This window comes from Rhizobium sp. YTU87027 (genome assembly GCF_050644135.1).
GTDB lineage: Bacteria > Pseudomonadota > Alphaproteobacteria > Rhizobiales > Rhizobiaceae > Rhizobium.
This window is the reverse complement of the sequence record NZ_CP098440.1, coordinates 1,791,403-1,816,261: the sequence shown is the minus strand read 5'-3', so window position 1 is coordinate 1,816,261 and position 24,859 is coordinate 1,791,403. Positions and strand designations below refer to the sequence as shown.

Sequence of the window (24,859 nt, the reverse complement as noted above, 5' to 3'; positions counted from 1 at the left end):
TAATTGATTTTAAACAACGATGGCACGCCCTAGGGGAGTCGAACCCCTCTTCCCAGAATGAAAATCTGGTGTCCTAACCGATAGACGAAGGGCGCTTCCTTCGTGGTGGCGCCCTTATAGTCAGGCACTTTGAATCCCGCAAGCGGCAAATTCGATTTTTTTCAAAAAAATGACAGGATTTTTTGCGAGAGCGAAATGGCGTTTATTGTAGCCGAATCAAGACGCTATTCGTCCATGTTAGGAATTCGCGAGGCGAGCTTACGCAGCGTTATGAACGGCGAAGCGCCGGCCTCACAAAGCGCGAGCGATGGTCGCCGGAGCGGCCCTGCCGCCGCAAGCCCAGTTCCAGTCGCGGTTCTTTCCGGTATCGAGATGTACCGAGTCGGTATGGCAGTAGGTGCCGACGCCGCCGCGATCCGGCAGTGATCGGACATAGCTTGCGATATCCCATTTTGACACGCCGTCGATCTGAATGTCGGCCGCGTCACAGGTCTTGTGCATGGATTCTTCGGCGCCGCCGACCATGCGGTTGTGATTCGGGTCGCGGTAGCCCGATGTGACGATGACCGGCTTGCCGAAATGCGTCTCGACCGCCTTGATCACGTCCATCAGGTTTGGCTTGAAGCAGCCGACTTCCACCTTGTCGTTTTGAAGATGCAGGCCGTTGGGCGCAATCCGCGTCATGCCGGGCAGGGAGGCTTTTTGCAGCAGTCCAGAAAGACTGCCGAGCAGGTTTTGCCTCGGCGCGCTGTAGAGCGCATTTACCGTTTGCCCTGCCAGGGCTCCCGTCGAAAGTGACGCGCTCTGCACCGGCGCGCTCTGCGTGCTCGTGTTCTGTGAGGACTGCTGTGGCAACAAGGGTTGACCCTGCTGCGTCTGTTGGGACCGATCGACCGGCACCTGGCTACTGTAAACGCTCGAGCGTACGGGGCTGACACCAACCGGCGCGTAGGCATTGCCGCCGGCGGGCTGCAATTGGGTCGAGGTCGGATTGTTCTGCGACACTGCGCGCGCCGAGAAGATGCTCATCGCCTGCGCGTTGATGCCGGTTGATTGCATTGCCAGTCCGCCGATGTTTGCGGGAGCCGAAGCGGCTGATCCTGCTGCCATCGGCTGCGCGTCCGGAGCCTGCGCTGGCTGAGCGCCCGATACATTCGCGACCATGGGATCGCGATAGCCTGGTTGGACCGGCGTGGCTGCCGCGGCCTGCTGCGCAGCTGCTGCCGGCTCGACCGGCGCGAGGACGGACGCGACATCGGCGGCCTTTTTCTCCGACACGCAGCCGCTGAGCATCAGCGCCGATGTGGCGATCAGAAGGGCGGGTCCTAAAGCTATCCGTTTTTCAACAGCGAGCACGCGAGCATTCTCCAGGGGACGGCGAAAGCTGCGCGAAAACCGCATGCTTCGCCTCGAGTCGACTGGAGAGTGCCTGCGCCACCCGGCTGCGGCAAGCGTGACGCGGACACGCAAGTCCGAAATCGCAAAAGTCGCAAGCCTCGCAAAAGCCTCGGCTTACCAGGCGCCGGTATTGCCCATCGAAGCCCAGGGCTCGGCGGTCGGAAGGCTGCCGCCCTTTTGCAGAATCTCGATCGAGATACCGTCCGGCGAGCGCACGAAGGCCATGTGGCCGTCGCGCGGCGGACGATTGATCGTGATGCCGCTGTCCATCAGCGTCTGGCAGGTGGCATAGATGTCATCGACCTCATAGGCGAGGTGACCGAAATTGCGCCCGCCGGTATAGTCCTCGGTGTCCCAGTTATAGGTCAGCTCCAGGCAGGGCGCGCCCTTGGCACTGGCGTCGGCCTTGTCGCCGGGAGCTGCAAGAAAGACGAGCGTGAAGCGGCCCTTCTCGTTCTCCGTGCGCCTGACCTCCTCAAGACCGAAGAGCGTGGTGTAAAAATGCAGGGAGGCGTCCAGATCTTTCACGCGGACCATGGTGTGGAGATAACGCATTCTATTTCCTCTCTAAGCGGGGCGTCGGGTTCTTATGTGGCGGACCACCAGTTTCGGGCAAGACAGCGGAGTATGATTGGCAACTGGGAATAATCGAAAAGTAGGACTTGCGCTAATCCGTTACCAACATGTTAATCTTGATCTCAAGAATCAGTTAACCGTAACAGTGTGACGCGTATTGAGGGGCTGGCGACATGGCTGACAGAATTTCATCAAAGGAATTCACCGACCTCGATCAACTCGCGGGGGAAGCGGTCGACCTCATTGAAATCACCGGCGTCGTCAAGTGGTTCGACGTGGCCAAGGGCTTCGGTTTCATCGTCCCTGACAACGGCATGCAGGATGTCCTTCTCCATGTGACCTGTCTGCGCCGAGACGGCTACCAGACAATTCTCGAAGGCACGCGGATCGTTGCGCTGATCCAGCGCCGTGAACGCGGCTATCAGGCATTCAAGATCCTGTCCATGGATCAGTCGACGGCGGTACATCCCTCGATGCTGCCGCCGGTTCGCACCCACGTGCAAGTCACGGCGACGAGCGGGCTGGAACGCGCGCTGGTCAAGTGGTTCAACCGCACCAAGGGCTTCGGTTTCCTGACGCGCGGCGAGGGAACGGAAGACATTTTCGTCCATATGGAAACGTTGCGCCGATTTGGTCTCACGGAGTTGCGTCCGGGTCAGGTCGTCCTCGTCCGTTACGGTGATGGCGACAAGGGACTGATGGCCGCCGAGATCCATCCGGACGTGCCGAGCCCGGTGAGCCGCGCGCACTGATGCGTATGTCGGCCGTCCATTGGATCAGAAGCGCCCTTGCGGCGCTTTTTTTCATCCTCGCCTTTCCGGCTTTCTCCCAACAGCCGATGACCTTCGACAAGGAGCCGCTGATCATTCAGACAGCCTCCGGCAAACGGCTGAATTTCGTGGTCGAGATCGCCGATACCAACGAGCAGCGCCAGCGTGGGCTGATGTATCGCAAGGAGATGGCCGACGACGCCGGCATGATTTTCGATTTCGGCGTTTCGCGGCGGGTCCAGATGTGGATGGAAAACACCATCCTGCCGCTCGATATGCTGTTCGTCGATTCGACGGGCACGATCCGTAACATCAAACAGAACGCGGTGCCGTACTCCCGGGACATCATCGATTCGATGACGGAGGTGAAGTACGTGATCGAACTCAATGCCGGCGTGACCGCCAAGCTCGGCATCAAGCCGGGCGACAAGGTGATGAGCGCGACGACCACAAAGAAGAAGTAGGAGGGCGCCCATCGGAGCGCCTGTTCTCCGCCATGAGATCTCTGTCAGCGGCGGCGGCGACTAGAACTTGACGCCGATGCCCGCGGAGACGACTTGTTCATCAAGATCGACGTTTGCTCCCTGGATATCTTCGTTGCCGTAATCGTTGTAGCGATATTCCGCCCGACCGAAGAGGTTGTCGGTAAAGGCATAGTCGAGGCCCGCGCCGACCGTCCAGCCGTTGAAGGTCTTGTCTTCGTCGCCAGCCGGCGTATCAACCGTGGCACGTGTCGCGGCCCAGCCCGCTGTCGCGAAGATCAGGGCACGATCAACGGCGTAGCCGACACGACCGACGACAGAGCCGGAAACGTCTGTTCCTGCTTCCGTGGGCGTGCCAAGGACAGTCAGATCCTTCTTGTTCCAGGTGTAGGAAAGGTCGCCCTCAATACCGATCACGATGCTGTCCATCTGGTAGTTCGCACCGAGGAAGCCGCCAACGAGGCCGCCGTTAAAGTCATCCGACGAACTGGCGCCGGGTACGCTGAAATCGCTATTCAGGAACCCTATGCCGCCGCGCAGGCCGGCATATGGTCCGGTCCAGCTAAAAACTGGGGCAGGTGCAACGGGCATCACCGAGAGATCGGGTGCGAGGTCGGCAGCGCGGACCGGCAGAGCAAGCGCGGTCACGACGAGAGTGAGCGAAATCCGCAAAGACGACATCATGAGGTTCCCCGTAGCGTTAACAAAGTGCAGCTGAATATGGTGAACGATATCTTATGCAGCCTTAACAATCGGTTTCTTTGCAATTTTCGCGTGTTAGTGCCATTGCCGCCCCTGGAGCGAGCCAAGAACAGATGCTGTAACGAGGGGGAAACGGCGCAGCAATTCTCGCTCGAGGATCAGTCCGCGATCGTTGGTGACGCTGTGAAAGAGGAAAGTGGTCGGAGTGGAGAGATTCGAACTCCCGACCCTCTGGTCCCAAACCAGATGCGCTACCAGACTGCGCTACACTCCGTGCCGACGAGGGAGGGCAATACACGGTTCGCCTCGCGCCCGCAATATCTAAAATCGCGTATTCCCCAATGCTTGATGCAAGCGCCCTCTTCGTTCAGGTTGGTGTCAGGAAAGGTTGACATCAGCGCCAACGATCGAGCGGCCAGGATCATGCCGCCACCATTTAGGTCGCGGAGAGCGGATTGGATGATTTCGATGAGACGCAGCAGCATCGGAGGCTAAGGCCGTGCCTCGGCAGCGTCACGCTGTCAGTTCTCGTCGCCGTCTATATTCTTGCTGTGGCCAACGCGACTTTCTGGACACGGGCTTATACGCATCTCGCAATCTATCCGGTGGCCTTCATCGCCTTCGTCATCGCTATTGTTGCGGTTACGATTGCTGCGATGACAGCTTTTTCGGTGAAATATCTCATTAAGCCGGCTCTGATTTTTTTCGTGCTGGTCTCGGTGATGGCCGCTTGGTTTACTGATCAATACGGCATCGTCATCGACAAGGAGATGATCCGAAATGCGGCGATCATGACGCAAGAGGCAGCCGCGCACCTCATTACGCCGGCCTTTCTCTTGCATTTGTTTTTCACCGGAATGTTGCCGTCACTGTTTATTCTCTGGGTTCGCGTCGTGCATCGACCATTTCCGCAGAAATTTGCTTGGAACATGGCTGTCATTCTACCGTGCCTGGCCGTGTTCGTGGCGGCGGGCCTCGGCTTTTCGCAGACCTATGCAGCGGTTGGACGCCTGCATCGCGATATTATCCTATCCTTCAACCCCTTCATTCCGATCGGCAACGCCGCCCGCTACCTGTTTGTATCGGAGAGTGACAGCAGCATCGCGCGTCGCCCCCTGGGCTTGGATGCCCATCAGCGCTCATCGAACCCGAATCATAAGCCGCGAGTGATCGTTCTCGTGGTTGGGGAGAGCGCGCGTGCACAAAACTTCTCGCTCGGCGAATATTCCCGCGAGACCAATCCGGAACTGAAGGCGAGAGATGTCGTCTATTATACCAATTCGACGAGTTGCGGTACGACAACCGGCGTATCTCTCCCTTGCATGTTCTCGGTCTATCCGAAACGGCAATATACGCTACGCAAGGGACTCGAGACCGACAATCTGACCGATATTCTCGGCCATGCGAAAGTCAAAGTGGAGTGGTGGGACAACAATACGGGCAGCTACACAGTTGCCAATCGCATTCCCTACCGCTTCCTGCCAGATGCCGCCGATCCACGTTTTTGCCGTGACGGTGAATGCCTGGATACGGCGCTGCTCGATAGGCTGGATGAATGGCTCTCCGGCGTAAAGGGCGATAGCGTCCTCGTCCTTCACCAGAACGGCAGTCACGGCCCCGGCTACTATCAGCGCTATCCGGACGATTTCCGCCGCTTCATCCCCGATTGTCGGACCGCCGAATTCGGCGCCTGCACGCGGGAGGAAATCATCAATGCCTATGACAACACGGTTCTATTCACCGACCATGTCTTGGCGAGGGTGATCGACATCCTAAAACGGCATGGCAATTCCGAATCGACCGCTATGCTTTATGTGTCGGACCACGGCGAATCGCTGGGCGAGAATGGTCTATATCTGCACGGAGCGCCCGATCTTCTTGCGCCGCCGCAACAAACGCATGTGCCGATCATCGCATGGCTTGCGCCGGACTTCAGCGCGGCCGCGAAGATCGACACGGACTGCCTCGCGCGCCGGGCGGCGGAACCCACTTCCCACGACAATTTCTTCCACAGCGTCCTCGGGCTGATGGATGTGGCAACTAGTCTGTACGATGCAAAGCTCGACCTCTTTGCAGCATGCCGTGACGCGGCGGCTGGATAGGAAGGCTATCGGAAATGGTTGGAAACTCGAGCGTCGGCCGCCTTGGCTTTTTTCTTGAAAAGGAAGGGATTCGTCGGTAAGCAAAATTCATCTCTTTGTGCGACAGTTTGGATGAAGAGAGGCCTCGGATTGGGGCAGTGTGAAGTTTCGAGTGTGAAAGCCCGCTAATTCGGAGGCGTTGCAGCAATGTCTGCCAAGATCTACCGTCCAGCCAAGACCGCGATGCAGTCCGGTAAGGCAAAGACAAATACCTGGGTGCTCGAGTTCGATCAGGAGACGCCGCGTACCATCGATCCGATCATGGGTTACACGTCTTCCTCGGATATGCGCCAGCAGTTGAAGCTGACATTCGAAACGCAGGAACTCGCTGAAGCTTATGCGAAGCGCAACGGCATCGACTATCGGGTCATCGCTCCGAAGGATCCGCAGCGTCAGACTGTGGCTTACCCTGATAATTTCCGCTATACGCGGACACAGCCTTGGACGCATTGATCCGCTTTCATGCCCGCTGATTTGACCAAGGCCTGAGGCCTAGGTCACTCGGCCCCTTAGCTCAGCTGGATAGAGCACCTGCCTTCTAAGCAGGTTGTCGCAGGTTCGATTCCTGCAGGGGTCGCCACTCTTTTCTCCGGGCCGATGTTGCCGGCGATTTCCTCCGGATATTGCAGTTGGCCCATGCCTTTGCGGTACGGCAGCGGAACAATCCATCCCTCGGGAATTAGCGCATCCTAAGGGGCAGGAGCCGCCTCTCGAAGTCGTTTGGGGGTCTTGGTGAGCGCTATGGTAAATCCTACTACACCGTTGGTGACATTTTCGCGCGGTAGGTCGGACTGTTGAGGTTGCTGTGAACTTGGACGGCCCCTAGGATTTTCGTGGCTCGGGGGTACGCAGTCATGACTGAAACGATTGTCCAACAACTAGTCTTTACTCTAAACGTCGCGTGGGAAATCGCCTCGCGGGAGAGCCCGGACTACGACCTCGTCGTGTACTATATCCAGCAGGCCATCCAAGCGGCTCAAGAGGAGGCATCGCGACAGGGGACTGTTGTCGACTTCGATCGGAGGTCTGAAATTCAGTAGGCCGCTTGGCCAGAAAGCGTCGAGCCGAACTCCGTTTGTCTCAAGTGCGGGGCGGATGCCTGTTGACCGAGGAGGACGAGATTCCTCCGAATTTTCTCGGAGCAACATCATGATGTTTGGTCCTGCCAAGGAGAAACAGATGAACCGACTTCGCAATTTTTTGGTGGCCGGGGCGCTGATGAGTCTTGCGATGATGGCATCTGCTTGCACTTCGACAACCAGCCAGCGGAACCAAAACTCCTCGCTAAACTCAGCTTGTGCACTCGGATTCAACAACGACCGCCCCTGCAGCTATTAGTAGGATAGCCGAACAAGAGCCCAGATGAGCCAGGGCATGCGGAAAGTTCGTGGCTGGGAAAAGTACAATCCCGACCCGACCTGCGCCTTAAGCGCAGAAACTGTCCCCGGCTCCCCTTGTCCACGCCCCCGCGCAAGCCACTTCTTCGGTAGTTCACTCGATGCCGAATACGCCCATGAAATGCCGCATGCGTGCGACGGCAAGCTCTGGTTTGTCGAGGACGTTTGCCTTGTCGGCAAGGCGGAAAATGTCGGCATAGTGATTGACGCCACGCGCCGATTGCAGGCCAGCAGGAAGGCTGAAATGGCTCTGGTGACCGTTCAGCCAGGCCAGGAACACGACGCCGGCCTTGTAGTACTGCGTCGGCGCCTCGAAGATCTTGCGGGAGAGCGGAACGGTGGGCTCTATCACGGATCGGAAGGTGGCGGCATCACCCGCGGCAAGCGACGCCAACGCTTTCGACGCTGAAGGGGCAACGGCATCGAAAATGCCGAGGAGGGCGTGGCTATAGCGGCGGCCATCGCCTTCGATCAACTCCGCATAGTTGAAGTCGTCTCCGGTGAAGCACAGAACGCCTTCCGGAAGCCGATTGCGCAACTGCACTTCCTTGGCGTTGTCGAGCAGCGAAATCTTGATCCCCTCGACCTTCTCCCTGTTCTCATTGATGATTCTGAGAACGCACTCGAGCGCCGGTTCAAACTGCGCGCTCCCCCAGTAGCCGGCTAAGTTCGGATCAAACATGTCTCCGAGCCAGTGTAAGACGACCTTGTCCTTGGCCTGGGAGAGAATTCTGCCATAGACCTTGACGTAGTCGTCCGCTGAGGAGGCCACTCGGGCAAGGGCGCGGCTGGCCATCATGATGGCCCGGCCGCCGTTCTTTTCCACGAACTCGATCTGTGTCTCGTATGCCTTGATGGCGTCGTCGATCGATCGCGCATCGGATGCTGCCAGATGATCAGTGCCGGCACCACATGCAAGATCCGCCCCCTGAATGGTGCGAGCTTCCTCCAATGAACGCCGGATCAATTCCTGCGCGCCAGCCCAATCAAGGCCCATGCCGCGCTGAGAGGTATCCATTGCTTCGGCGATCTTGAAGCCGAGGCTCCACAGGTGTCGGCGGAAGGCGATCGTTGTGTCCCAGTCGATCGCGGGACGGCCCCAGGGGTCGAGCTCCCTTCGAGGATCGGATACGACATGGGCGGCCGCGTAGGCAATCCGGTTGAACTTCGGCGGTGTGGACGGGCGCTCGATCGGCGTCCCGACAAGACGGTACTCGCTGGGGCAGTCGTCAGTGTTCGGCAGATTTAAAAACAAACTCATTGCGATCCTCCTCGACAGGAGACAACGCAATAATTTGGATCGTTCCAAATTTCAATTAGATTCTTTTGATCCATCCTTTTTCACCAAGGGCGAGGATATTTTGATTGATTTTTATAGGATAAATGCAGTGTATACAGTTAGATAGATGGTGTTCTCCATTGAGTTTGAGCGTTGCGCTCATCGGAAATTGCTCTTGACATATTGGAACGTTCCAATTATGTGGCATTCAAGTTGGCGCGAACGCCGGGAGGAAATTCATGACCAAGGGGCGGGTGACCGTCATTGACATCGCCAAGGCTGCCGGCGTCTCGAAGTCGACGGTGTCGCTGGTGTTGCAAGGGTCGCCGCTCGTGAACGAGGGGACGCGGGTCAAGGTCAATGCCGCGATGCGCGAGCTTGGTTATGTCTATAACCGTGGGGCTGCGAACCTTCGCCAAGCGAGCGCGAAATCGAAGATCATCGGTGTTGTCGTCAATGACCTGACCAACAGCTTCTTTGCCGAGCTTGCGGTTGGCGTCGACATGGTTGTGCAGTCAGCTGGGTTCGTGCAGTTCCTCTCGAATACGAGCGAGAGCATCGACCGGCAGCGGGAAGTTGTTGCCTCCATGAGAGAACACGGAATCTCGGGTCTCATCGTCTCTCCTGCACGCGCGACCGAGGCGGCGGATTTCAAGCCGCTCGTTGCCGCAGGTATTCCGGTCGTCGTCGTTGTTCGCAGCCTGCCTGGTGCGAAAGTCTCATCGATTGTTTCCGACAATCAGGGCGGGACGTCCGCGGCGGTCGAGCACCTGGCATCTTTGGGTCACACCCGAATTGCGTTTCTCGGTGGATTTCCTGATACGGCGGTCTTCGAGGAGCGTCTTGCGGGCTATGCCGACGGCATGAGCGCGGCCGGCCTCGGCTTTCATGGGGAACTCGTTGTCTCGTCAGCGCCGTCGAGGGCGGGCGGCGTCGATGCGATCGGGCGAGCGATAGCGATTGGCGATCGGCCAACAGCAGCGGTCTGCTTCAATGATGCGGTCGCCTTCGGTGTGTGTGACGGCCTGCGCGCGCGTCGTCTGGAGCCGGGTCGTGATTTTGCTGTCGTCGGTTTCGACGACGTGATCGAGGCGCAGACGGCAGTCCCGGCGCTCACGACCATTTCCGTTGATCCGCAAAGCATGGGCCGGCGGGCAGCCCAGCTTCTGCTCAAACAGATCAATGCAGGGAAGGCGGAGCCCGAAAGCGTGACGACCGCTGTTCGGCTTGTCGTTCGCGAGAGCTGTGGAGCCGCGCAGAAGAATGCAGGAAGGAAGATGGCATGACGGTTCGTTGGGGGCTGATTGGCGCGAGCACCATTGCGCGCGAATGGGTGATCGGGGCTATCCGCGCAACCGATGGCGATATCGTCTCAGTCATGAGCTCCAGCGCCGAGCGCGGCCGGTCCTATGCGACGGAGAACGGGATACCAAGGCTCGTCACTGACGTCGATGCCCTCGTGAATGATCCTGATGTCGAGGCGGTTTACATCTCGACAACCAACGAACTTCACCGCGATCAGGCGATCGCTGCGGCGAGTGCCGGCAAGCATGTTCTTTGCGAAAAGCCGTTGGCGATGTCGCTGCGGGATGCGCACGCCATGGCGAAGGCGGCAAAGGACGCTGGTGTTGTGCTCGCCACGAACCACCATCTCCGCAACGCCTCCACCCACATTGCCATGAGAGACGCCATCGCTGCGGGCAAAATCGGCAAGCCGCTTGCCGCGCGCGTCTTTCATGCCGTCTATCTGCCGGTCCACTTGCAAGGCTGGCGACTGGACAAGCCGGAAGCCGGTGCCGGCGTCATTCTTGACATCACTGTTCACGACACCGACACGCTGCGGTTCGTGCTCGGGCGTGATCCGGTCGAGGTCGTTGCATTCTCGCAGGCGGCGGGGATGGGTAAGCCCGGCGTCGAAGATGGCGTCATGGGCGTGATGCGTTTCGAGGACGGTATCCTCGCGCAGTTTCATGATGCCTTCACCACCAAATATGCCGAAACCGGCTTTGAGGTGCATGGCACCAAAGGCTCGCTGGTCGGCCGCAATGTCATGACCCAGCGCCCGGTTGGAACGGTGACGTTGAAGAACGTCGATGGCGAGCAGCAGCTGCCGACCAATGCGAGCAATCTCTACGAAACTGCGCTGAAGGCGTTCCACGCTGCGGTAGGCGGCAAAGGCCGTCCTTCGGCAACGGCGGAGGATGGAATCTGGTCGCTCGCGACCGGCCTTGCTGTTGTCGAGGCGGCCAAACGTGGTTCTGCCGTGAAAATCGAAACAGGACTTTGAGTAATCCCGATGAGCAAGCACATCACTCCGGCTGAAGCTGCCGCACTGATCCCCGACGGAGCCGTCGTATCCGTGTCGTCATCAAGCGGCCTCGGTTGCCCTGACCTGATGCTGAAGGCGATTGGTGAGCGTTTCGACAGCACTGGCCATCCCCGGGATCTCACGACGCTGCATCCGATCGCAGCCGGTGACATGAGCGGTATCAAGGGTGTTGACTATATCGCCAAGAAGGGACTGCTGAAGAAGATCCTCGGTGGTTCCTATCCATCGGGGCCATCGAGCGCGGAGCCACCGCTGATCTGGCAGATGATCACGAACAACGAGATTCCTGCCTACAACATTCCCTCGGGCATCATGTTCGATATTCACCGGGAGGCCGCTGCCAAGCGCCCCGGCGTTTTGACGAAGGTCGGTATCGACACGTTCGTCGATCCGAGACGGCAGGGGTGTGCGATGAACGACCTTGGTGCCGAGGAACCCGTGGTCAAGCGCGTCCTGTTCGAAGGAGAGGACTGGCTGTTCTTCCCGTCGATCGTGCCGCAGGTCGCTATCATCCGTGCAACAACGGCCGACGAGCGCGGCAACCTTACCTATGAGCATGAAGGCGCCTATCTCGGCGGTCTGGATCAGGCTCTTGCTGCCCGCAACAATGGCGGCATCGTCATTGCCCAGGTTAAGCGGATCACCAAGGAAGGTTCGCTGAAGCCGCACGACGTGCGTGTACCTGGCATGTTGGTCGACTATGTCATCGTCGATCCGGACCAGAAGCAGACAACGCAGACGCTCTATGATCCCGCCATTTCGGGTGAGATTTTCCGGCCGCTCGACACGTTCCGTGTTCCGGAATTCAATATCCAGAAGGTCATCGCCCGCCGCGTGGCCCAGGAGCTTGAGGCCGGTAGCTGCGTCAACCTCGGATTCGGTATTTCCGCCAACGTGCCGCGCATCCTGCTTGAGGAGGGGCTGCACGGCTCGGTCACCTGGGTGATCGAACAGGGCGCTGTCGGTGGCGTTCCATTGCTCGATTTCGCATTCGGCTGCGCTTCCAATGCGGATGCCTATATGCCGTCGCCATACCAGTTCACCTATTTCCAGGGCGCCGGCTTCGATGCTTCGCTCCTCTCGTTCCTCGAGATCGGCAAGGATGGCTCGGTCAACGTTTCGAAGCTTTCCTTCCGACCTCACGTTACTGCCGGGGCAGGCGGCTTTGTCGATATCACCGCGCGCGCGAAGAAGATCGTGTTCTCCGGCATGTTCAATGCCGGCGCGAAGCTCGGCATCGTCGACGGCAAGCTTGTCATCGAGAAGGAAGGCAAGCTGAAGAAGCTCGTCAACGAGGTCGAGCATGTCACCTTCTCCGGCAAGCGGGCGATCGAGCAGGGGCAAGACATCACCTATATCACCGAGCGGTGCGTGATGAAGCTGACACCGGAAGGGGTTGTTCTGACGGAAATTGCACCCGGTATCGACCTTAAGGCCCACATCCTCGATCAATCCGAGTTTCCGCTCATCGTGGCAAAGGACCTCAAGGTCATGGATGCGACGCTCTTCGGCGAAGCAAACATCGGTCTGTCCCTGCCGAAGAAGTGCACCCGCGTCCTGGAGGGTGTCTTCAATGGCTAGCGGCACGGTCAAAATCCAGGTCGAGGATCACGTCGCGATCATGACGGTGTCGCGGCCCGAGAAGCTGAATGCGCTTGACCTGGACATGCTGAAGGCATTGGCGGATGCGGCCGATGAAGTCGAGGCGAACGCCGAGGTGCGCGCGGCGATCCTGACGGGCGAGGGCAAGGGTTTCTCGGCTGGTGGCGATATCAAGGCGTGGGGCGGAATGCGGCCGCAGGAGTTCGGCCATGCCTGGGTGCGCCACGGACACCGCGTTTTCGAAAGGCTTGCGACACTGAGGGTGCCGCTGATTGCGGCCCTGAATGGCCACGCTCTCGGTGGCGGGCTGGAGCTTGCCGGTGTCGCGGATATTCGCATTGCCGAAGAGCACATCAAGATCGGACTTCCGGAAACGGGACTGGGCATGGTTCCCGGCTGGTCCGGCACGCAACGCCTTGTGAAGCGCTTCGGGGCGCAGGTGGTTCGCCGCATGGCGCTGGGTGGTGAGCTATTCACCGCCGAGGAAGCCCGTGTGCTCGGGATCGTTGACGCGGTCACATCAAGCGGAAACGCGGTTGATACCGCCAAGGAATATGCGCGACGGGTCGCGTCGAGAGGACCTGCGGCGCTGGAGATCGTGAAGCTGATGATCGCGTCGGCAAATGGCGAGGACAACGGCACTGCCGTCGAGGCACTGGGGTCGATCCTAGTCGCGAAAACCGCCGATCTCAAAGAGGGCGTCGCGTCTTTCAGCGAGAAGCGCCCGGCTCAATTCAAGGGAGAATGGTAATGACGGTTCTGGTCAATCCGAGAGCGCTTAGCGACCACAAGGCCCGCGACTTCAAGATGCTGGTCGACGGCAAGTGGGAAGCTGGGTCTGCCCAGCCGATCGAGCGCGTTGCTCCGAGCCATGGCATCGTTGTGAGCCGCTTTCCGACCGGCAGCAAGGCGGATGCCGAACGGGCGATCCTTGCTGCCCGCAAGGCTTTCGATCACGGTCCGTGGCCGCGGATGACCGCTTCCGAACGCTCGGCCATCTTGCTCAAGGCTGCCGATCTGATCGCGGCTCGTGCGGAAGAACTGGCCTTTCTGGATGCGATCGAGGCGGGCAAGCCGATCTCGCAGGTGCGTGGCGAAATAGCCGGCTCGGTTGATATTTGGCGATATGCAGCGGCCCTTGCCCGGGATCTGCACGGCGAAAGCTACAACACGCTTGGAGACGGTACGCTCGGCGTCGTGCTGCGCGAAGCGATCGGCGTGGTCTCGATCATTACCCCATGGAACTTTCCGTTCCTGATCGTCGGCCAAAAGCTTCCCTTTGCCCTTGCTGCCGGATGCACCACGGTCGTCAAGCCGTCGGAGCTCACTTCGGGATCGACGCTCGTGCTTGGCGAAATCCTGCAAGAAGCTGGCGTTCCGGACGGTGTCGTCAACATTGTCACCGGTACGGGACCCGAGGTCGGAGCAGTGCTCGCCTCCCATCCGGAGGTCGATATGGTTTCGTTCACCGGCTCCACCGGTGTCGGCAAGCTAACCATGACGAACGCCGCGCAGACGTTGAAGAAGGTCTCGCTGGAACTCGGCGGCAAGAACCCGCAAATCGTGTTCCCGGATGCGGATCTCGATGCATTCAGCGACGCCGCAGTCTTCGGTGCCTATTTCAATGCTGGTGAGTGCTGCAATGCGGGTTCCCGCCTGATCCTGCACAAGAGCATCGCTTCCGATGTGGTCAAGCGCGTCGCTGAACTCTCGAAGGACGTCAAGGTCGGCGACCCGCTCGATCCAACCACGCAAGTTGGTGCTATCATCACGCCGCAGCATTTGGAGAAGATCGCAGGCTACGTGGCCGGCGCGACCAGCAGCGGGGCGCAAGTCGCACATGGCGGCGAGAAGCTCGACCTCGGCATGGGACAATATATGGCGCCGACCATTCTAGAGGCCGTGACGCCCGGCATGGCGGTTGCCCGTGAAGAGGTCTTCGGCCCTGTCCTCTCCGTGCTCACGTTCGAAACTACAGCGGAGGCGATCGAGATCGCAAACGCGATCGACTACGGCCTTTCGGCAGGCGTCTGGAGCCGCGATTTCGATACCTGTCTGACCGTCGGGCGCAAGGTGAGAGCGGGAACGATTTGGATGAACACCTTCATGGACGGGGCCTCCGAGCTGCCGTTCGGTGGTTACAAGCAATCCGGCCTCGGGCGTGAACTCGGTCGTCACGCAGTGGAGGATTACACCGAGACCAAGACGCTCAACATGCATATCGGCGGCCGCACCGGCTGGTGGATGCCGCGGTAAGGTTGCCGAAGGAACTCAAGTGAGAGAAAGGAGGGGTAATATGGCTGGGTGGGCATTCGCAGGTTGCGCGACGTTCGCGCGTTGGAAGTCGCGCGCTCCTCACTTCCTCGCGGCTGTGTCCCGGGACTTTGCGATGCACAAAGATACGCCGCCACGCTTGGACGTCATTTCCGGCACTCGCGGTTTCTCAATGCAGCTGTCAATTGCAGCCAACGGAAAGGGGAGGCTGTGGCGTCAGCAGCACCTGCAACTGGTCCATATCCGTCTCGCCGCTGATCCGTTTCTTGAGGATGCGGCCTATCTGCTCTCCGGTGGCTGTCAGGTCTTCGTAGATGGTCTCGACCTTGGGCTGAATGGCGGAGAGGAGCTGCGAGGTCTGCTTGGCGACGATGTCGTACTCGACACCGAGTGTAAGTCCCCAGTCGCTCATGCCTGTTATAGTGGCGAGCGCGCAGACTTCGCCGCCGCACGTGAAGGCGTCCGGCGGATCGGGTTCGCCATGGCGTCGGGCGATGCGGTCGCGGATCGCGCCGGCCGGATGATCGAGGTCTATTTCGGAGATGACCTCATAGGCGCAGCCGGCTTCGCGTACGGCTGTCATGAAGCCGTGCAGGATATGGCTGCCGAAGCTGAACTGCATCGGGCCGCTGATCAGGGCCGGCTTGCGGCGTCCCTTGGCGATCAGCCGCTTGGTTGCCTCGTAGGCGAAGGTGAAATTGTCGTAGTCGACATAAGGATGCGGGGTGGAGAGTTCGGTGCGGCCATGCGTGACGAACGGAAAATCGTGCTCCATCAGCAATCGCACGCGCGGGTCGAAAGGCTCGGTGCGCGACATTACCAAACCGTCGGCCATGTGGTTGCGCATGATGTAGTTGACCGCCTCGATGTTTGTCGTGTGGGGCAGGTTGGGCATGACGATCAGATGGTAGGCGGTGCCTTGCAGCGCCTTGGCGATGCCGGACATGATCGAGGTACCATAGCCGAGAATTTCCTCGTGCGGCTCAAGCAGGATGGCGATGACATTTGTGCGGCCGGTCTTCAGGCGCTGGGCGGCACGATCGGGGGAATAGCCGACCTCAATCGCGATCTCGCGGACACGCTTACGGGTTTCATGATTGATCACCGGGTCGTCCGACAGCGCTCGCGACACCGTGGTTACGGCGAGGCCTGCCATGTCCGCGATGGTGCGCAGCGTTGGTTTGCCGCTCCTGCGGGTCGATCTGGTCGTGGGCGGCACTGCGATGCGAGACACGCTCGGCTTTCCTCCAAAGGGGACGGATGGCGGGACACTAACGCGACAGCGAAGCCGATGCAATGCTGGACTGGAAACGTTTTAAATTTTGGACTCAGTTCGATTTATTCTGTAGCTTTGTCTAAAAAATCAACAAAAACAGGTCAAAATCGATGTTGCTCCTAACGTGGAAAGGGAAAGCGGGTCACTTGACTTGGTTAAGTTTATAACGTTTTAAATTAATCCACGCGGCGTTCGCGCCGTGGTACCCAGAGCCTTTGTGCGGGGAGTGTGCACGGGCTTTTGAACGCGGATTTTCCGCATTTGTGAACTTGCAAACCGGGAGGAAAACGATGCGCAAGTTTTTGATGACGACTGCTTTGGTGACAATGACGGTGGCTGGCCTCGGCGCCGCCAAGGCCGCCGACGTGAAAGAAGTGCAGATGCTGCATTGGTGGACGTCGGGCGGCGAAGCTGCGGCCCTCAATGTCCTCAAGCAGGATCTGGCGAAGGAAGGATTTGCCTGGAAGGACGTGCCGGTCGCCGGCGGTGGCGGTGATGCGGCGATGACCGCGCTCAAGGCCATGGTCGCTGCGGGCACCTATCCGACGGCCTCGCAGATGCTCGGCTACACCGTTCTCGATTATGCTCAGGCGGGCGTCATGGGGGATCTCACCGAGACCGCGAAGGCCGAGGGCTGGGACAAGGCGGTTCCGGCGGCTCTGCAGAAGTTCTCCGTTTATGACGGCAAGTGGGTTGCAGCCCCGGTCAACGTTCACTCGGTCAACTGGCTGTGGATCAACAAGGCTGTCATGGACAAGATCGGCGGCACCGAGCCAAAGACCTTCGACGACCTGATCGCGCTGCTCGACAAGGCCAAGGCTGCCGGCGTCGTTCCGTTGGCGCTCGGTGGACAAAACTGGCAGGAAGCGACCATGTTTGACTCGATCGTGCTGTCGACGGGCGGTCCCGAGTTCTACAAGAAGGCCATGAACGATCTCGACGAGGAGTCGCTGAAATCGGACACGATGAAGAAGTCGTTCGACAATCTCCAGAAGATCGTCACCTACGTCGACCCGAACTTCTCCGGACGCGACTGGAACCTTGCAACGGCCATGGTCATCAAGGGCGATGCGCTCGTTCAGGTGATGGGCGACTGGGCAAAGGGCGAATTCGTTGCGGCCAAGAAGACGCCGAACACGGACTTCCTGTGCTACCGCTTCCCCGGCACTGACGGCAGCGTGATCTATAACTCCGACATGTTCGGCATGTTCAACGTGCCTGATGATCGCAAGGCGGCGCAGGTCGCGCTTGCCAAGGCAACGCTGTCTAAGAGCTTCCAGTCTGCGTTCAACGTCGTCAAGGGCTCGGTTCCTGCTCGTACTGACGTTCCGGATACCGACTTCGACGCTTGCGGCAAGAAGGGTATCGCCGACCTGAAGAAGGCGAACGAAGGCGGCACGCTGTTCGGTTCGCTGGCGCAGGGCTATGGCGCTCCTCCGGCAGTCGCGAATGCCTACAAGGACGTCATCTCCAAGTTCGTACATGGCCAGATCAAGACCTCCGATCAGGCCGTCGAAGAACTCGTCAAGGCTATCGAGGACGCCAAGTAATCAAGGCCTCCCACGGTCTTCCCCGCCCTTCGTGGCGGGGAAGATTCCGCAACGGACGATCTCGTTGGAGGAGATGACCCCATGAGCACCATCGCTACAGATAAAACCGTTCTCGCGCCGCACCGGGGAACGCCAATTTCAATCCGCGCGCGGCTGCAGGACGCGCTGCCGAAGATCGTGCTCGCGCCGAGTTTCGCCATCACGCTTGTTTTCGTCTACGGCTTCATCATCTGGACGGTCTATCTGTCCTTCACCAATTCCAAGACCTTTCCGTCCTACGCCCTGACGGGGCCGCGCGCCTATCAACGGCTTTGGCGCTGGACGTTTGAAAGCGATCCGCCCTCCAGTTGGTACACTTCGATCACCAATATGGGCATTTTCGGCGTGCTCTATGTCGGCATCTGCCTGGCGCTCGGACTGTTTCTGGCGATCTTGTTGGATCAGAAGATCCGCGGCGAGGGCATACTGCGACCGATCTTTCTTTACCCGATGGCGCTTTCCTTCATCGTTACCGGCGTTGCCTGGAAATGGTTCCTCGATCCGGGCCTTGGCCTTGAGCAGACGCTGCATCAGTTCGGCTGGACGAGCTTCCACTTCGACTGGATCAAGAACAAGGATTTCGTGATCTACACCGTCGTGATCGCCGGCGTCTGGCAGGCGTCCGGCTTCGTAATGGCGATGTTTCTTGCCGGCCTTCGCGGCATCGATGGCGAGATCATGAAGGCGGCGCAGATCGACGGCGCAACCACGGTCCAGCTCTATCGGCGCATCATTATTCCGCTACTGCGACCGATCTTCCTGTCGGCTTTCATTGTGCTCGCCCACATGGCGATCAAGTCTTACGACCTCGTGGTGGCGTTGACATCCGGTGGCCCCGGCGGCTCGGCCTGGCTGCCTTCCAACTTCATGTACGAATACACGTTCAAGCGGAATGAGATGGCGGTCGGTTCGGCGAGTGCCGTGATCATGCTGATGACGATCTCGGCGATCATCGTTCCCTATCTCTATTCCGAGCTGCGGGAGAAATCGCGATGAGCGCTGTCACCTCGACCATGTCCGACGCAGCCAGCGCGTCCCGCCGCAGAATGTTCAGCCGGATCTTCATCTACGGCCTGCTGGTCATATTCGCGATCATCTACCTGATGCCACTGTTCGTCATGCTGGTTACCTCGTTCAAGACCATGGATGAGATCCAGAACGGCAACATGCTTTCGCTGCCGAAAGCACCCACCATCGATCCCTGGTTCAAGGCCTGGGGCGAGGCCTGTGTCGGCCTGACCTGCGCCGGCATCAAGGGCTACTTCTGGAACTCGATCAAGATGGTCGTTCCGGCCGTGGCGATCTCAACGATCATGGGTGCGCTCAATGGTTATATCCTGACCAAGTGGCGCTTCCCGGGCCATACGCTGGTCTTCGGCTTGATGCTGTTTGCCTGCTTTATTCCGTTCCAGTCGGTTCTCCTGCCCATGGCGACCATCCTCGGTAGCCTCGGACGCTTCGGGGCAACGCTGCGCAATCAGATCGGCGTGTCGCTGGGCTTCGGTAATTCGACGGTCAATCTGGTCACCGTTCACGTCATCTACGGCCTTGGCTTCACGACGCTGTTCTTCCGCAACTACTACGAAGCTTTCCCGACAGAGTTGGTGAAGGCTGCGCAGGTGGACGGTGCAAGCTTCTTCCAGATTTTCCGACGCATCATGCTGCCCAATTCGTTGCCGATCATCGTGGTCACGGTCATCTACCAGTTCACCAATATCTGGAACGACTTCCTGTTTGCCTCGGCCTATGCGGGAACGGGCGATTCCATGCCGATGACCGTGGCGCTGAACAACGTCGTCAACACCTCCACGGGTGTCGTTGAATATAACGTCAATATGGCCGCGGCGATGATCGCAGCCCTGCCGACACTCCTCGTCTACATTCTCGCCGGCCGCTACTTTGTGCGTGGCCTGATGGCGGGCGCTGTCAAAGGATAATCCAATGGCTTTCCTCGAAATTTCTGGTCTCAAGAAGCGTTTTGGCTCGTTGGAGATCCTGAAGGGCATCAACCTTGAACTGGAGAAGGGCGGCTTCCTGGTGTTGGTCGGCCCGTCCGGCTGCGGCAAGTCCACGTTGCTCAACACCATCGCCGGCCTGGAATCGATCACGGAGGGTGACATTCGCGTCGATGGTCGAAGCATCGCCGACCTGCATCCATCGAAGCGCGATATCGCGATGGTGTTCCAGAGCTACGCCCTCTATCCGAACATGACGGTCGCCGGGAACATATCGTTCGGTATGGAGATGCGCGGCGTACCAGTTGAGGAGCGCAACAAGGCGATCGACAAGGTCGCCAAGGTGCTTCAGATCGGCCATCTGCTCAATCGCAAGCCGAGCCAGCTTTCGGGCGGCCAGAGGCAACGCGTTGCTATGGGCCGCGCCCTGGTGCGCGATCCCAAGCTCTTCCTGTTTGACGAGCCGCTCTCAAATCTAGACGCCAAGCTGCGTGTCGACATGCGTATCGAAATCAAGCGGCTGCACCAGGCGACCGGTACGACGATCGTCTATGTGACCCATGATCAGATCGAGGCAATGACGCTCGCAACCAAGATCGCAGTCATGCGAGATGGCGAGGTGCAGCAATTCGGAACGCCTGCGGAAATCTACAACAACCCCGCCAACATGTTCGTCGCTGATTTCATGGGGTCGCCGGCCATGAATCTTCTCGCGGGTACGATCGAGAAGGGTGCTGCCGGGCTGACCGTATCGTTGGCCCGTCCGCACGGGGAGCCGGTCCGGCTCCCGGTCACAGCAGGCAATGGTGCGCTTGAGGCGCATGCGGGACGGGAGATCGTCTTCGGCATCCGACCGGAGGCGCTGACCGACCCGGATGGCGCGGACCGTAACGCTAAGGCGCTAGCCGAAAGCGATTGCCTGATCGAAGTCGTGGAACCGGCGGGATCGGATACATTTGCAGTGACAAAGCTTGGCGGGAAGGAAGTCGTGGCGCGTCTACGCGCGGACGCCCGAATTCAGCCGGGGCAGAGCGCTCGCCTGGCGTTCAATCTCGACAAGGCGGTCTTCTTCGATCCCCAAAGCCAGACGCGTATCGCGTAGTCGAAAGCCGGATTTTCGGAAATGAGCAGCACTCCTGATATCGTCATCATAGGGTCGGGCGTGGGTGGGTCCACCGTTGCCGCGGGGTTGGCATCAGCCGGGGCCGAAATCCTGATCCTCGAGGCTGGCGACTTCATTGCCGATTGCCCGGAGAACCGCGACCAACGGGCCATCTTTCAGCGTGGGCATTTTCGCCCGAAGGAGATGTGGTACGAGGCGGACGGTACCGCGTTCAATCCCGGCAACTACTACAATGTCGGCGGCAATTCGAAATTCTACGGCGCAGTGCTTTCGCGCTATCGCAGTGAGGATTTCGAGGAAATCCGCCATAGGGAAGGGGTCTCGCCTGCATGGCCGTTTCCCTATGAGGCTTTGGAGCCGTGGTATAGCCGCGCAGAACGGATGTACGAGGTTCGGGGAAACCTCGGAGACGACCCGACGGAGCCCGTACACTCGGTCAACTACGACTATCCGCCGGTTCCCGACGAGCCGCCGATTGCCGATGTCAGAGCGCGGCTTAAGGCGAAAGGCCTGCACCCGTTTTCGCTGCCGTTGGGGGTAAACGTCGACGCTTGGCTGTCCAAGGCCAGGACACCTTGGGACGCGCACCCCAATTCCCGCGATGGGAAAATGGACGCGGAGACCGCTGCGTTGCTAAAGGCCTTGGAATATCCGAATGTCCGCCTCGAGACAAACGCGAGGGTGACGAGGCTCGAGGCTGACGGAAACGGCAATATCGTGCGGGTCCGCTACCGCAAGAACGGCGAGGACCTGGCTGTCGCTCCGAAGCTGGTCATTCTATCGGCCGGCGCTGTCCAATCTGCTGTCTTGTTGCTGCGTTCGGCTGACGCGCGTTACCCGAACGGGCTTGCGAATTCCTCCGATCAGGTCGGGCGGAACTTTATGAACCACAATTCGTCGGTGGTGATCGCCGTGTCGCCGACCTATCGGAACACGTCTGTCTATCAAAAGACGTTTGGGTTCAATGATTTTTATCTGTCGGATGGCAACGGTGGTCCGCCGCTCGGGAACGTTCAGTTGCTAGGCAGAATCTCGGCAAAGGTCTTGAAGGGCTCACTGCCCTGGGCACCGGAATGGCTGCTCCAGAACATCACCGGCCATGCGATCGATTTCTATGCGATGAGTGAGGATATACCTCACCCGGAAAGCCGCGTACGGGTGGATGGGGAGCGTATCGTCCTGCAGTGGCAACGGACGAATTGGGATGCACACCTCGAACTGGTCGAGAAGCTGAAGGCGGTCCTCAAGTCGATCGGATTCCCGATCGTTCTTTCAAAGCCGTTCGATAAACGCACGCCGTCTCACCAGTGCGGCACCGTCAGGATCGGCAACGACCCCGCCAGCGCGCCGCTGGATCCTTATTGCCGTTCCTACGACCACCGGAACCTCTTTGTGGTGGATGCCAGCTTCCTGCCGACCTCGGCCGCGGTTAACCCGGCTCTCACGGTCGCCAGTCAGGCATTGCGGGTTGCCGACCATATCGCTTCGAAGGACCTGCAAGCATGACGGAAGGTGTTGAAAGGCCAGTCGCCATAGTCACCGGCGGACGCCGCGGCATCGGTCTCGGGATTGCGACCGCACTGGCTAAAGGCGGCTACAACATCGTGATTACGGGCGTTGGAGCAGCAGAGGAGAGCCAGGACGTCATCAACGAGCTTCGCGGTTTCGGAGTGGATGCGATTTATCTACAGGCGGATGTTTCGGATGTTTCTAGGCATCACGAGACCGTGCGTGCGGTGCTTTCGAACTTCGGCCGCATCGATTGCCTCGTCAACAATGCCGGCATGGCAGCGGTCGTCCGTGGTGATTTCCTAAGTCTGCTTCCGGAAAACTTCGATACGATCATGGCGACGAACCTCAGGGGCACGGTGTTTTTCACGCAGGCCGTCGTCAAGGCAATGCTCGTGACAGGAGCGGCTCCCCATCCGAGATCGATCATCAACATCACCTCGGTCTCAGCCGAGGCGAGTTCGCCGGAACGATTGGACTACTGCATCAGCAAGGCTGGTCTTGCCGCTTTCTCGCAGGGGCTCGCACTGCGGCTCGCGGATTCGGGGATTGCCGTCTTCGAGGTGCGCCCCGGGATTATCCGGACCGACATGACTGCCGGCGTGACATCGAAATATGACGCCCTCATCGAAAGTGGCCTCGTGCCGATGAAACGATGGGGCGAGGCTGATGACCTCGGGAAAATCTGTGCGGCATTGGCGTCCGGCGACTTCGGTTTTGCCACCGGCACCGTGATCGACGCCGATGGTGGCCTGTCCATTCCTCGCTTGTAACGGGATAGAAATATGCGTTTCGACTACATTATTACCGGCGCCGGTCCCGCGGGATGCGTGCTGGCCAACCGGCTCAGCGAAGACCCCAGCGTCAACGTGTTGCTGCTTGAAGCGGGCGGCGGCGATTGGAATCCCTTGTTCCACATGCCCGCGGGCTTCGCGAAAATGACGAAGGGCGTCGCGAGCTGGGGCTGGGAGACCGTTCCGCAAAAGCACATGAAGGGCAGGGTGCTGCGTTATACGCAGGCGAAGGTGATCGGCGGCGGCTCATCGATCAATGCGCAGCTCTATACCCGGGGTAACGCCGCAGACTACGACCTCTGGGCAAGCGAGGACGGATGCGAGGGATGGGGCTATCGCTCCATACTGCCGTACTTCAAGCGCGCCGAGGACAATCAACGCTTTGCCGATGACTTTCACTCCTATGGCGGTCCCCTCGGTGTCTCGATGCCTGCCTCTCCGTTGCCGATCTGCGACGCCTATATCCGGGCTGGGCAGGAACTTGGGATTCCCTACAATCACGACTTCAATGGCCGGCAGCAGGCGGGCGTCGGTTTCTATCAGCTGACGCAGCGCGACCGCCGTCGGTCCTCGGCATCATTGGCCTATCTTTCCCCGATAAAGGCGCGAAAGAACCTGGTGGTCCGGACTGGCGCCAGGGTCGCGCGCATCGTCCTAGAGGGGCATCGCGCCGTCGGTGTCGAGATCGCGACGGAGCGGGGCCCCGAAATCGTCCGCGCCGAACGCGAGGTACTTGTGTCGTCGGGTGCGATCGGGTCGCCCAAGTTGCTCCTCCAATCGGGGATCGGCCCAGCGGACCATCTTCGATCGGTAGGGGTGAAGGTACACCACGACCTCGCTGGCGTCGGTGGCAACCTGCAGGACCACCTCGATCTCTTCGTCATTTCCGAGTGCACCGGTGACCACACCTACGATGGCGTCGCGAAGCTTCACAGAACGATCTGGGCGGGTGTCCAGTATGTCCTGTTCCGAACGGGTCCGGTTGCCTCTTCTCTCTTCGAGACCGGTGGCTTCTGGTATGCCGATCCGGACGCGCGGTCGCCTGATATCCAGTTCCACCTTGGTCTGGGATCCGGCATTGAGGCTGGGGTCGAGCGGCTGAAAAATGCCGGTGTGACCCTGAATTCGGCCTACCTGCATCCACGTTCGCGTGGAACCGTGCGGCTTTCCTCGGCTGATCCGGGTGCTGCGCCTCTGATCGATCCGAACTATTGGTCCGACCCGCACGACAAGGCCATGTCACTGGAAGGATTGAAGATCGCGCGGGAGATCATGCAGCAGGCCGCGCTCAAGCCCTACGTTCTGGCCGAGCGACTGCCGGGCCCGAGGGTCATGACCGACGAGCAGCTCTTCGACTATGGCTGTGCGAACGCGAAGACGGATCACCATCCAGTTGGCACCTGCAAGATGGGGACGGGACCGGAATCTGTTGTCGGTCTCGATCTCAAGGTCCATGGTCTCGAGGGGCTTCGCGTGTGCGATTCGTCGGTCATGCCGCGAGTTCCATCGTGCAACACCAACGCACCGACAATCATGGTTGGCGAACGAGGCTCCGACCTTATCCGGGGGCTGCCACTGTTGCCCGCAGCGATCTTTGCTCACGAGCGCAACGAAACGCGACCGAGGGCAAGGGCAGTCGTCAGCTAGACCGAGTGTGCGGGCT

Annotated in this window: 21 protein-coding genes and 3 tRNA genes; 17 read left to right on the top strand and 7 right to left on the bottom strand. The window is 59.4% G+C overall.

All coding sequences use genetic code 11. The annotated features are described in order from the left end of the window. Positions 1–20: 20 nt before the first annotated feature. From NBG89_RS09145 to gloA, 3 genes are all read right to left on the bottom strand, one after another. Positions 21–95, bottom strand: a tRNA-Glu gene (locus tag NBG89_RS09145). Between the two features lie 196 nt (positions 96–291). Then, positions 292–1,356, bottom strand: a complete 1,065-nt coding sequence (locus NBG89_RS09140; protein ID WP_431322541.1) for a YcbK family protein — start codon at positions 1,354–1,356, stop codon at positions 292–294. A 156-nt stretch (positions 1,357–1,512) separates the two neighbouring features. Continuing rightward, the gene (gene gloA, locus NBG89_RS09135; protein ID WP_431322540.1) at positions 1,513–1,953 is read right to left on the bottom strand and encodes a lactoylglutathione lyase; all 441 of its coding nucleotides are present in this window, start codon (positions 1,951–1,953) and stop codon (positions 1,513–1,515) included. 194 nt (positions 1,954–2,147) lie between these two features. Here gloA and NBG89_RS09130 point away from each other — a divergent pair, with 194 nt between their 5' ends. Both NBG89_RS09130 and NBG89_RS09125 read left to right on the top strand, forming a co-directional pair. Next, positions 2,148–2,726 carry a cold-shock protein gene (locus tag NBG89_RS09130; protein ID WP_007535143.1) on the top strand — a complete coding sequence of 193 codons (579 nt, stop codon included), beginning with the start codon at positions 2,148–2,150 and terminating at the stop codon, positions 2,724–2,726. Continuing rightward, positions 2,726–3,208, top strand: coding sequence for a DUF192 domain-containing protein (locus NBG89_RS09125; protein WP_431322539.1), 483 nt, complete (start codon positions 2,726–2,728; stop codon positions 3,206–3,208). The genes NBG89_RS09130 and NBG89_RS09125 overlap by 1 nt, the downstream gene beginning before the upstream one ends. Before the next feature lie 60 nt (positions 3,209–3,268). Here the strand turns inward: NBG89_RS09125 and NBG89_RS09120 are convergent, their stop codons facing one another. Then, on the bottom strand, positions 3,269–3,907 hold the full coding sequence (locus NBG89_RS09120; protein WP_431322647.1) for an outer membrane protein: 639 nt from the start codon (positions 3,905–3,907) through the stop codon (positions 3,269–3,271). A 218-nt stretch (positions 3,908–4,125) separates the two neighbouring features. Further along, a tRNA-Pro gene (locus NBG89_RS09115) sits at positions 4,126–4,202 on the bottom strand. Between the two features lie 181 nt (positions 4,203–4,383). On the opposite strand from NBG89_RS09115, the gene NBG89_RS09110 reads away from it, so the two are divergent. The 3 genes from NBG89_RS09110 (at position 4,384) to NBG89_RS09100 (ending at position 6,649) form a co-directional block, all read left to right on the top strand. After that, positions 4,384–6,030: a phosphoethanolamine transferase gene (locus tag NBG89_RS09110; RefSeq protein WP_431322538.1), complete on the top strand. Its 1,647-nt coding sequence runs from the start codon at positions 4,384–4,386 to the stop codon at positions 6,028–6,030. A 186-nt stretch (positions 6,031–6,216) separates the two neighbouring features. Beyond that, positions 6,217–6,522, top strand: coding sequence for an ETC complex I subunit (locus tag NBG89_RS09105; protein WP_088694445.1), 306 nt, complete (start codon positions 6,217–6,219; stop codon positions 6,520–6,522). A 50-nt stretch (positions 6,523–6,572) separates the two neighbouring features. Beyond that, positions 6,573–6,649, top strand: a tRNA-Arg gene (locus NBG89_RS09100). Between the two features lie 911 nt (positions 6,650–7,560). On the opposite strand, the gene NBG89_RS09095 is transcribed toward NBG89_RS09100, so the two are convergent. Further along, on the bottom strand, positions 7,561–8,727 hold the full coding sequence (locus tag NBG89_RS09095) for a dihydrodipicolinate synthase family protein (protein ID WP_431322537.1): 1,167 nt from the start codon (positions 8,725–8,727) through the stop codon (positions 7,561–7,563). 257 nt (positions 8,728–8,984) lie between these two features. On the opposite strand from NBG89_RS09095, the gene NBG89_RS09090 reads away from it, so the two are divergent. The 5 genes from NBG89_RS09090 to NBG89_RS09070 are packed head-to-tail and all read left to right on the top strand — an operon-like array spanning position 8,985 to position 14,932. Beyond that, positions 8,985–10,031, top strand: coding sequence for a LacI family DNA-binding transcriptional regulator (locus tag NBG89_RS09090; protein WP_431322536.1), 1,047 nt, complete (start codon positions 8,985–8,987; stop codon positions 10,029–10,031). Continuing rightward, positions 10,028–11,032 carry a Gfo/Idh/MocA family protein gene (locus tag NBG89_RS09085; protein ID WP_431322535.1) on the top strand — a complete coding sequence of 335 codons (1,005 nt, stop codon included), beginning with the start codon at positions 10,028–10,030 and terminating at the stop codon, positions 11,030–11,032. The genes NBG89_RS09090 and NBG89_RS09085 overlap by 4 nt, the downstream gene beginning before the upstream one ends. A gap of 9 nt (positions 11,033–11,041) precedes the next feature. Beyond that, positions 11,042–12,655, top strand: a complete 1,614-nt coding sequence (locus NBG89_RS09080) for an acyl CoA:acetate/3-ketoacid CoA transferase (protein WP_431322534.1) — start codon at positions 11,042–11,044, stop codon at positions 12,653–12,655. Beyond that, the gene (locus NBG89_RS09075) at positions 12,648–13,427 is read left to right on the top strand and encodes an enoyl-CoA hydratase/isomerase family protein (protein WP_431322533.1); all 780 of its coding nucleotides are present in this window, start codon (positions 12,648–12,650) and stop codon (positions 13,425–13,427) included. Before NBG89_RS09080 ends, NBG89_RS09075 begins: the two co-directional genes overlap by 8 nt. Next, entirely contained in the window at positions 13,421–14,932 is a 1,512-nt protein-coding gene (locus NBG89_RS09070) for an aldehyde dehydrogenase family protein (protein ID WP_431322532.1), read from the top strand. Before NBG89_RS09075 ends, NBG89_RS09070 begins: the two co-directional genes overlap by 7 nt. Before the next feature lie 199 nt (positions 14,933–15,131). Here NBG89_RS09070 and NBG89_RS09065 read toward each other — a convergent pair whose 3' ends face one another. Then, entirely contained in the window at positions 15,132–16,184 is a 1,053-nt protein-coding gene (locus tag NBG89_RS09065; protein WP_431322531.1) for a LacI family transcriptional regulator, read from the bottom strand. A gap of 332 nt (positions 16,185–16,516) precedes the next feature. Here NBG89_RS09065 and NBG89_RS09060 point away from each other — a divergent pair, with 332 nt between their 5' ends. The 7 genes from NBG89_RS09060 to NBG89_RS09030 all read left to right on the top strand — a co-directional run bounded on the left by NBG89_RS09060 (position 16,517) and on the right by NBG89_RS09030 (position 24,843). Next, a complete protein-coding gene (locus NBG89_RS09060) occupies positions 16,517–17,776 on the top strand; it encodes an ABC transporter substrate-binding protein (RefSeq protein ID WP_088694437.1) in 1,260 nt (419 codons plus the stop codon). Between the two features lie 81 nt (positions 17,777–17,857). Then, the gene (locus NBG89_RS09055) at positions 17,858–18,811 is read left to right on the top strand and encodes a carbohydrate ABC transporter permease (protein WP_431322530.1); all 954 of its coding nucleotides are present in this window, start codon (positions 17,858–17,860) and stop codon (positions 18,809–18,811) included. Further along, complete coding sequence (locus NBG89_RS09050) at positions 18,808–19,752, top strand: carbohydrate ABC transporter permease (RefSeq protein ID WP_088694435.1); 945 nt, start codon at positions 18,808–18,810, stop codon at positions 19,750–19,752. The genes NBG89_RS09055 and NBG89_RS09050 overlap by 4 nt, the downstream gene beginning before the upstream one ends. A gap of 4 nt (positions 19,753–19,756) precedes the next feature. Continuing rightward, positions 19,757–20,872 carry an ABC transporter ATP-binding protein gene (locus tag NBG89_RS09045; protein ID WP_306919061.1) on the top strand — a complete coding sequence of 372 codons (1,116 nt, stop codon included), beginning with the start codon at positions 19,757–19,759 and terminating at the stop codon, positions 20,870–20,872. A gap of 21 nt (positions 20,873–20,893) precedes the next feature. Continuing rightward, positions 20,894–22,399 carry an FAD-dependent oxidoreductase gene (locus tag NBG89_RS09040; RefSeq protein WP_431322529.1) on the top strand — a complete coding sequence of 502 codons (1,506 nt, stop codon included), beginning with the start codon at positions 20,894–20,896 and terminating at the stop codon, positions 22,397–22,399. Beyond that, complete coding sequence (locus NBG89_RS09035; RefSeq protein WP_431322528.1) at positions 22,396–23,175, top strand: 3-ketoacyl-ACP reductase; 780 nt, start codon at positions 22,396–22,398, stop codon at positions 23,173–23,175. Before NBG89_RS09040 ends, NBG89_RS09035 begins: the two co-directional genes overlap by 4 nt. A 12-nt stretch (positions 23,176–23,187) precedes the next feature. Continuing rightward, positions 23,188–24,843, top strand: a complete 1,656-nt coding sequence (locus NBG89_RS09030) for a GMC family oxidoreductase (RefSeq protein ID WP_431322527.1) — start codon at positions 23,188–23,190, stop codon at positions 24,841–24,843. Positions 24,844–24,859: the final 16 nt, after the last annotated feature.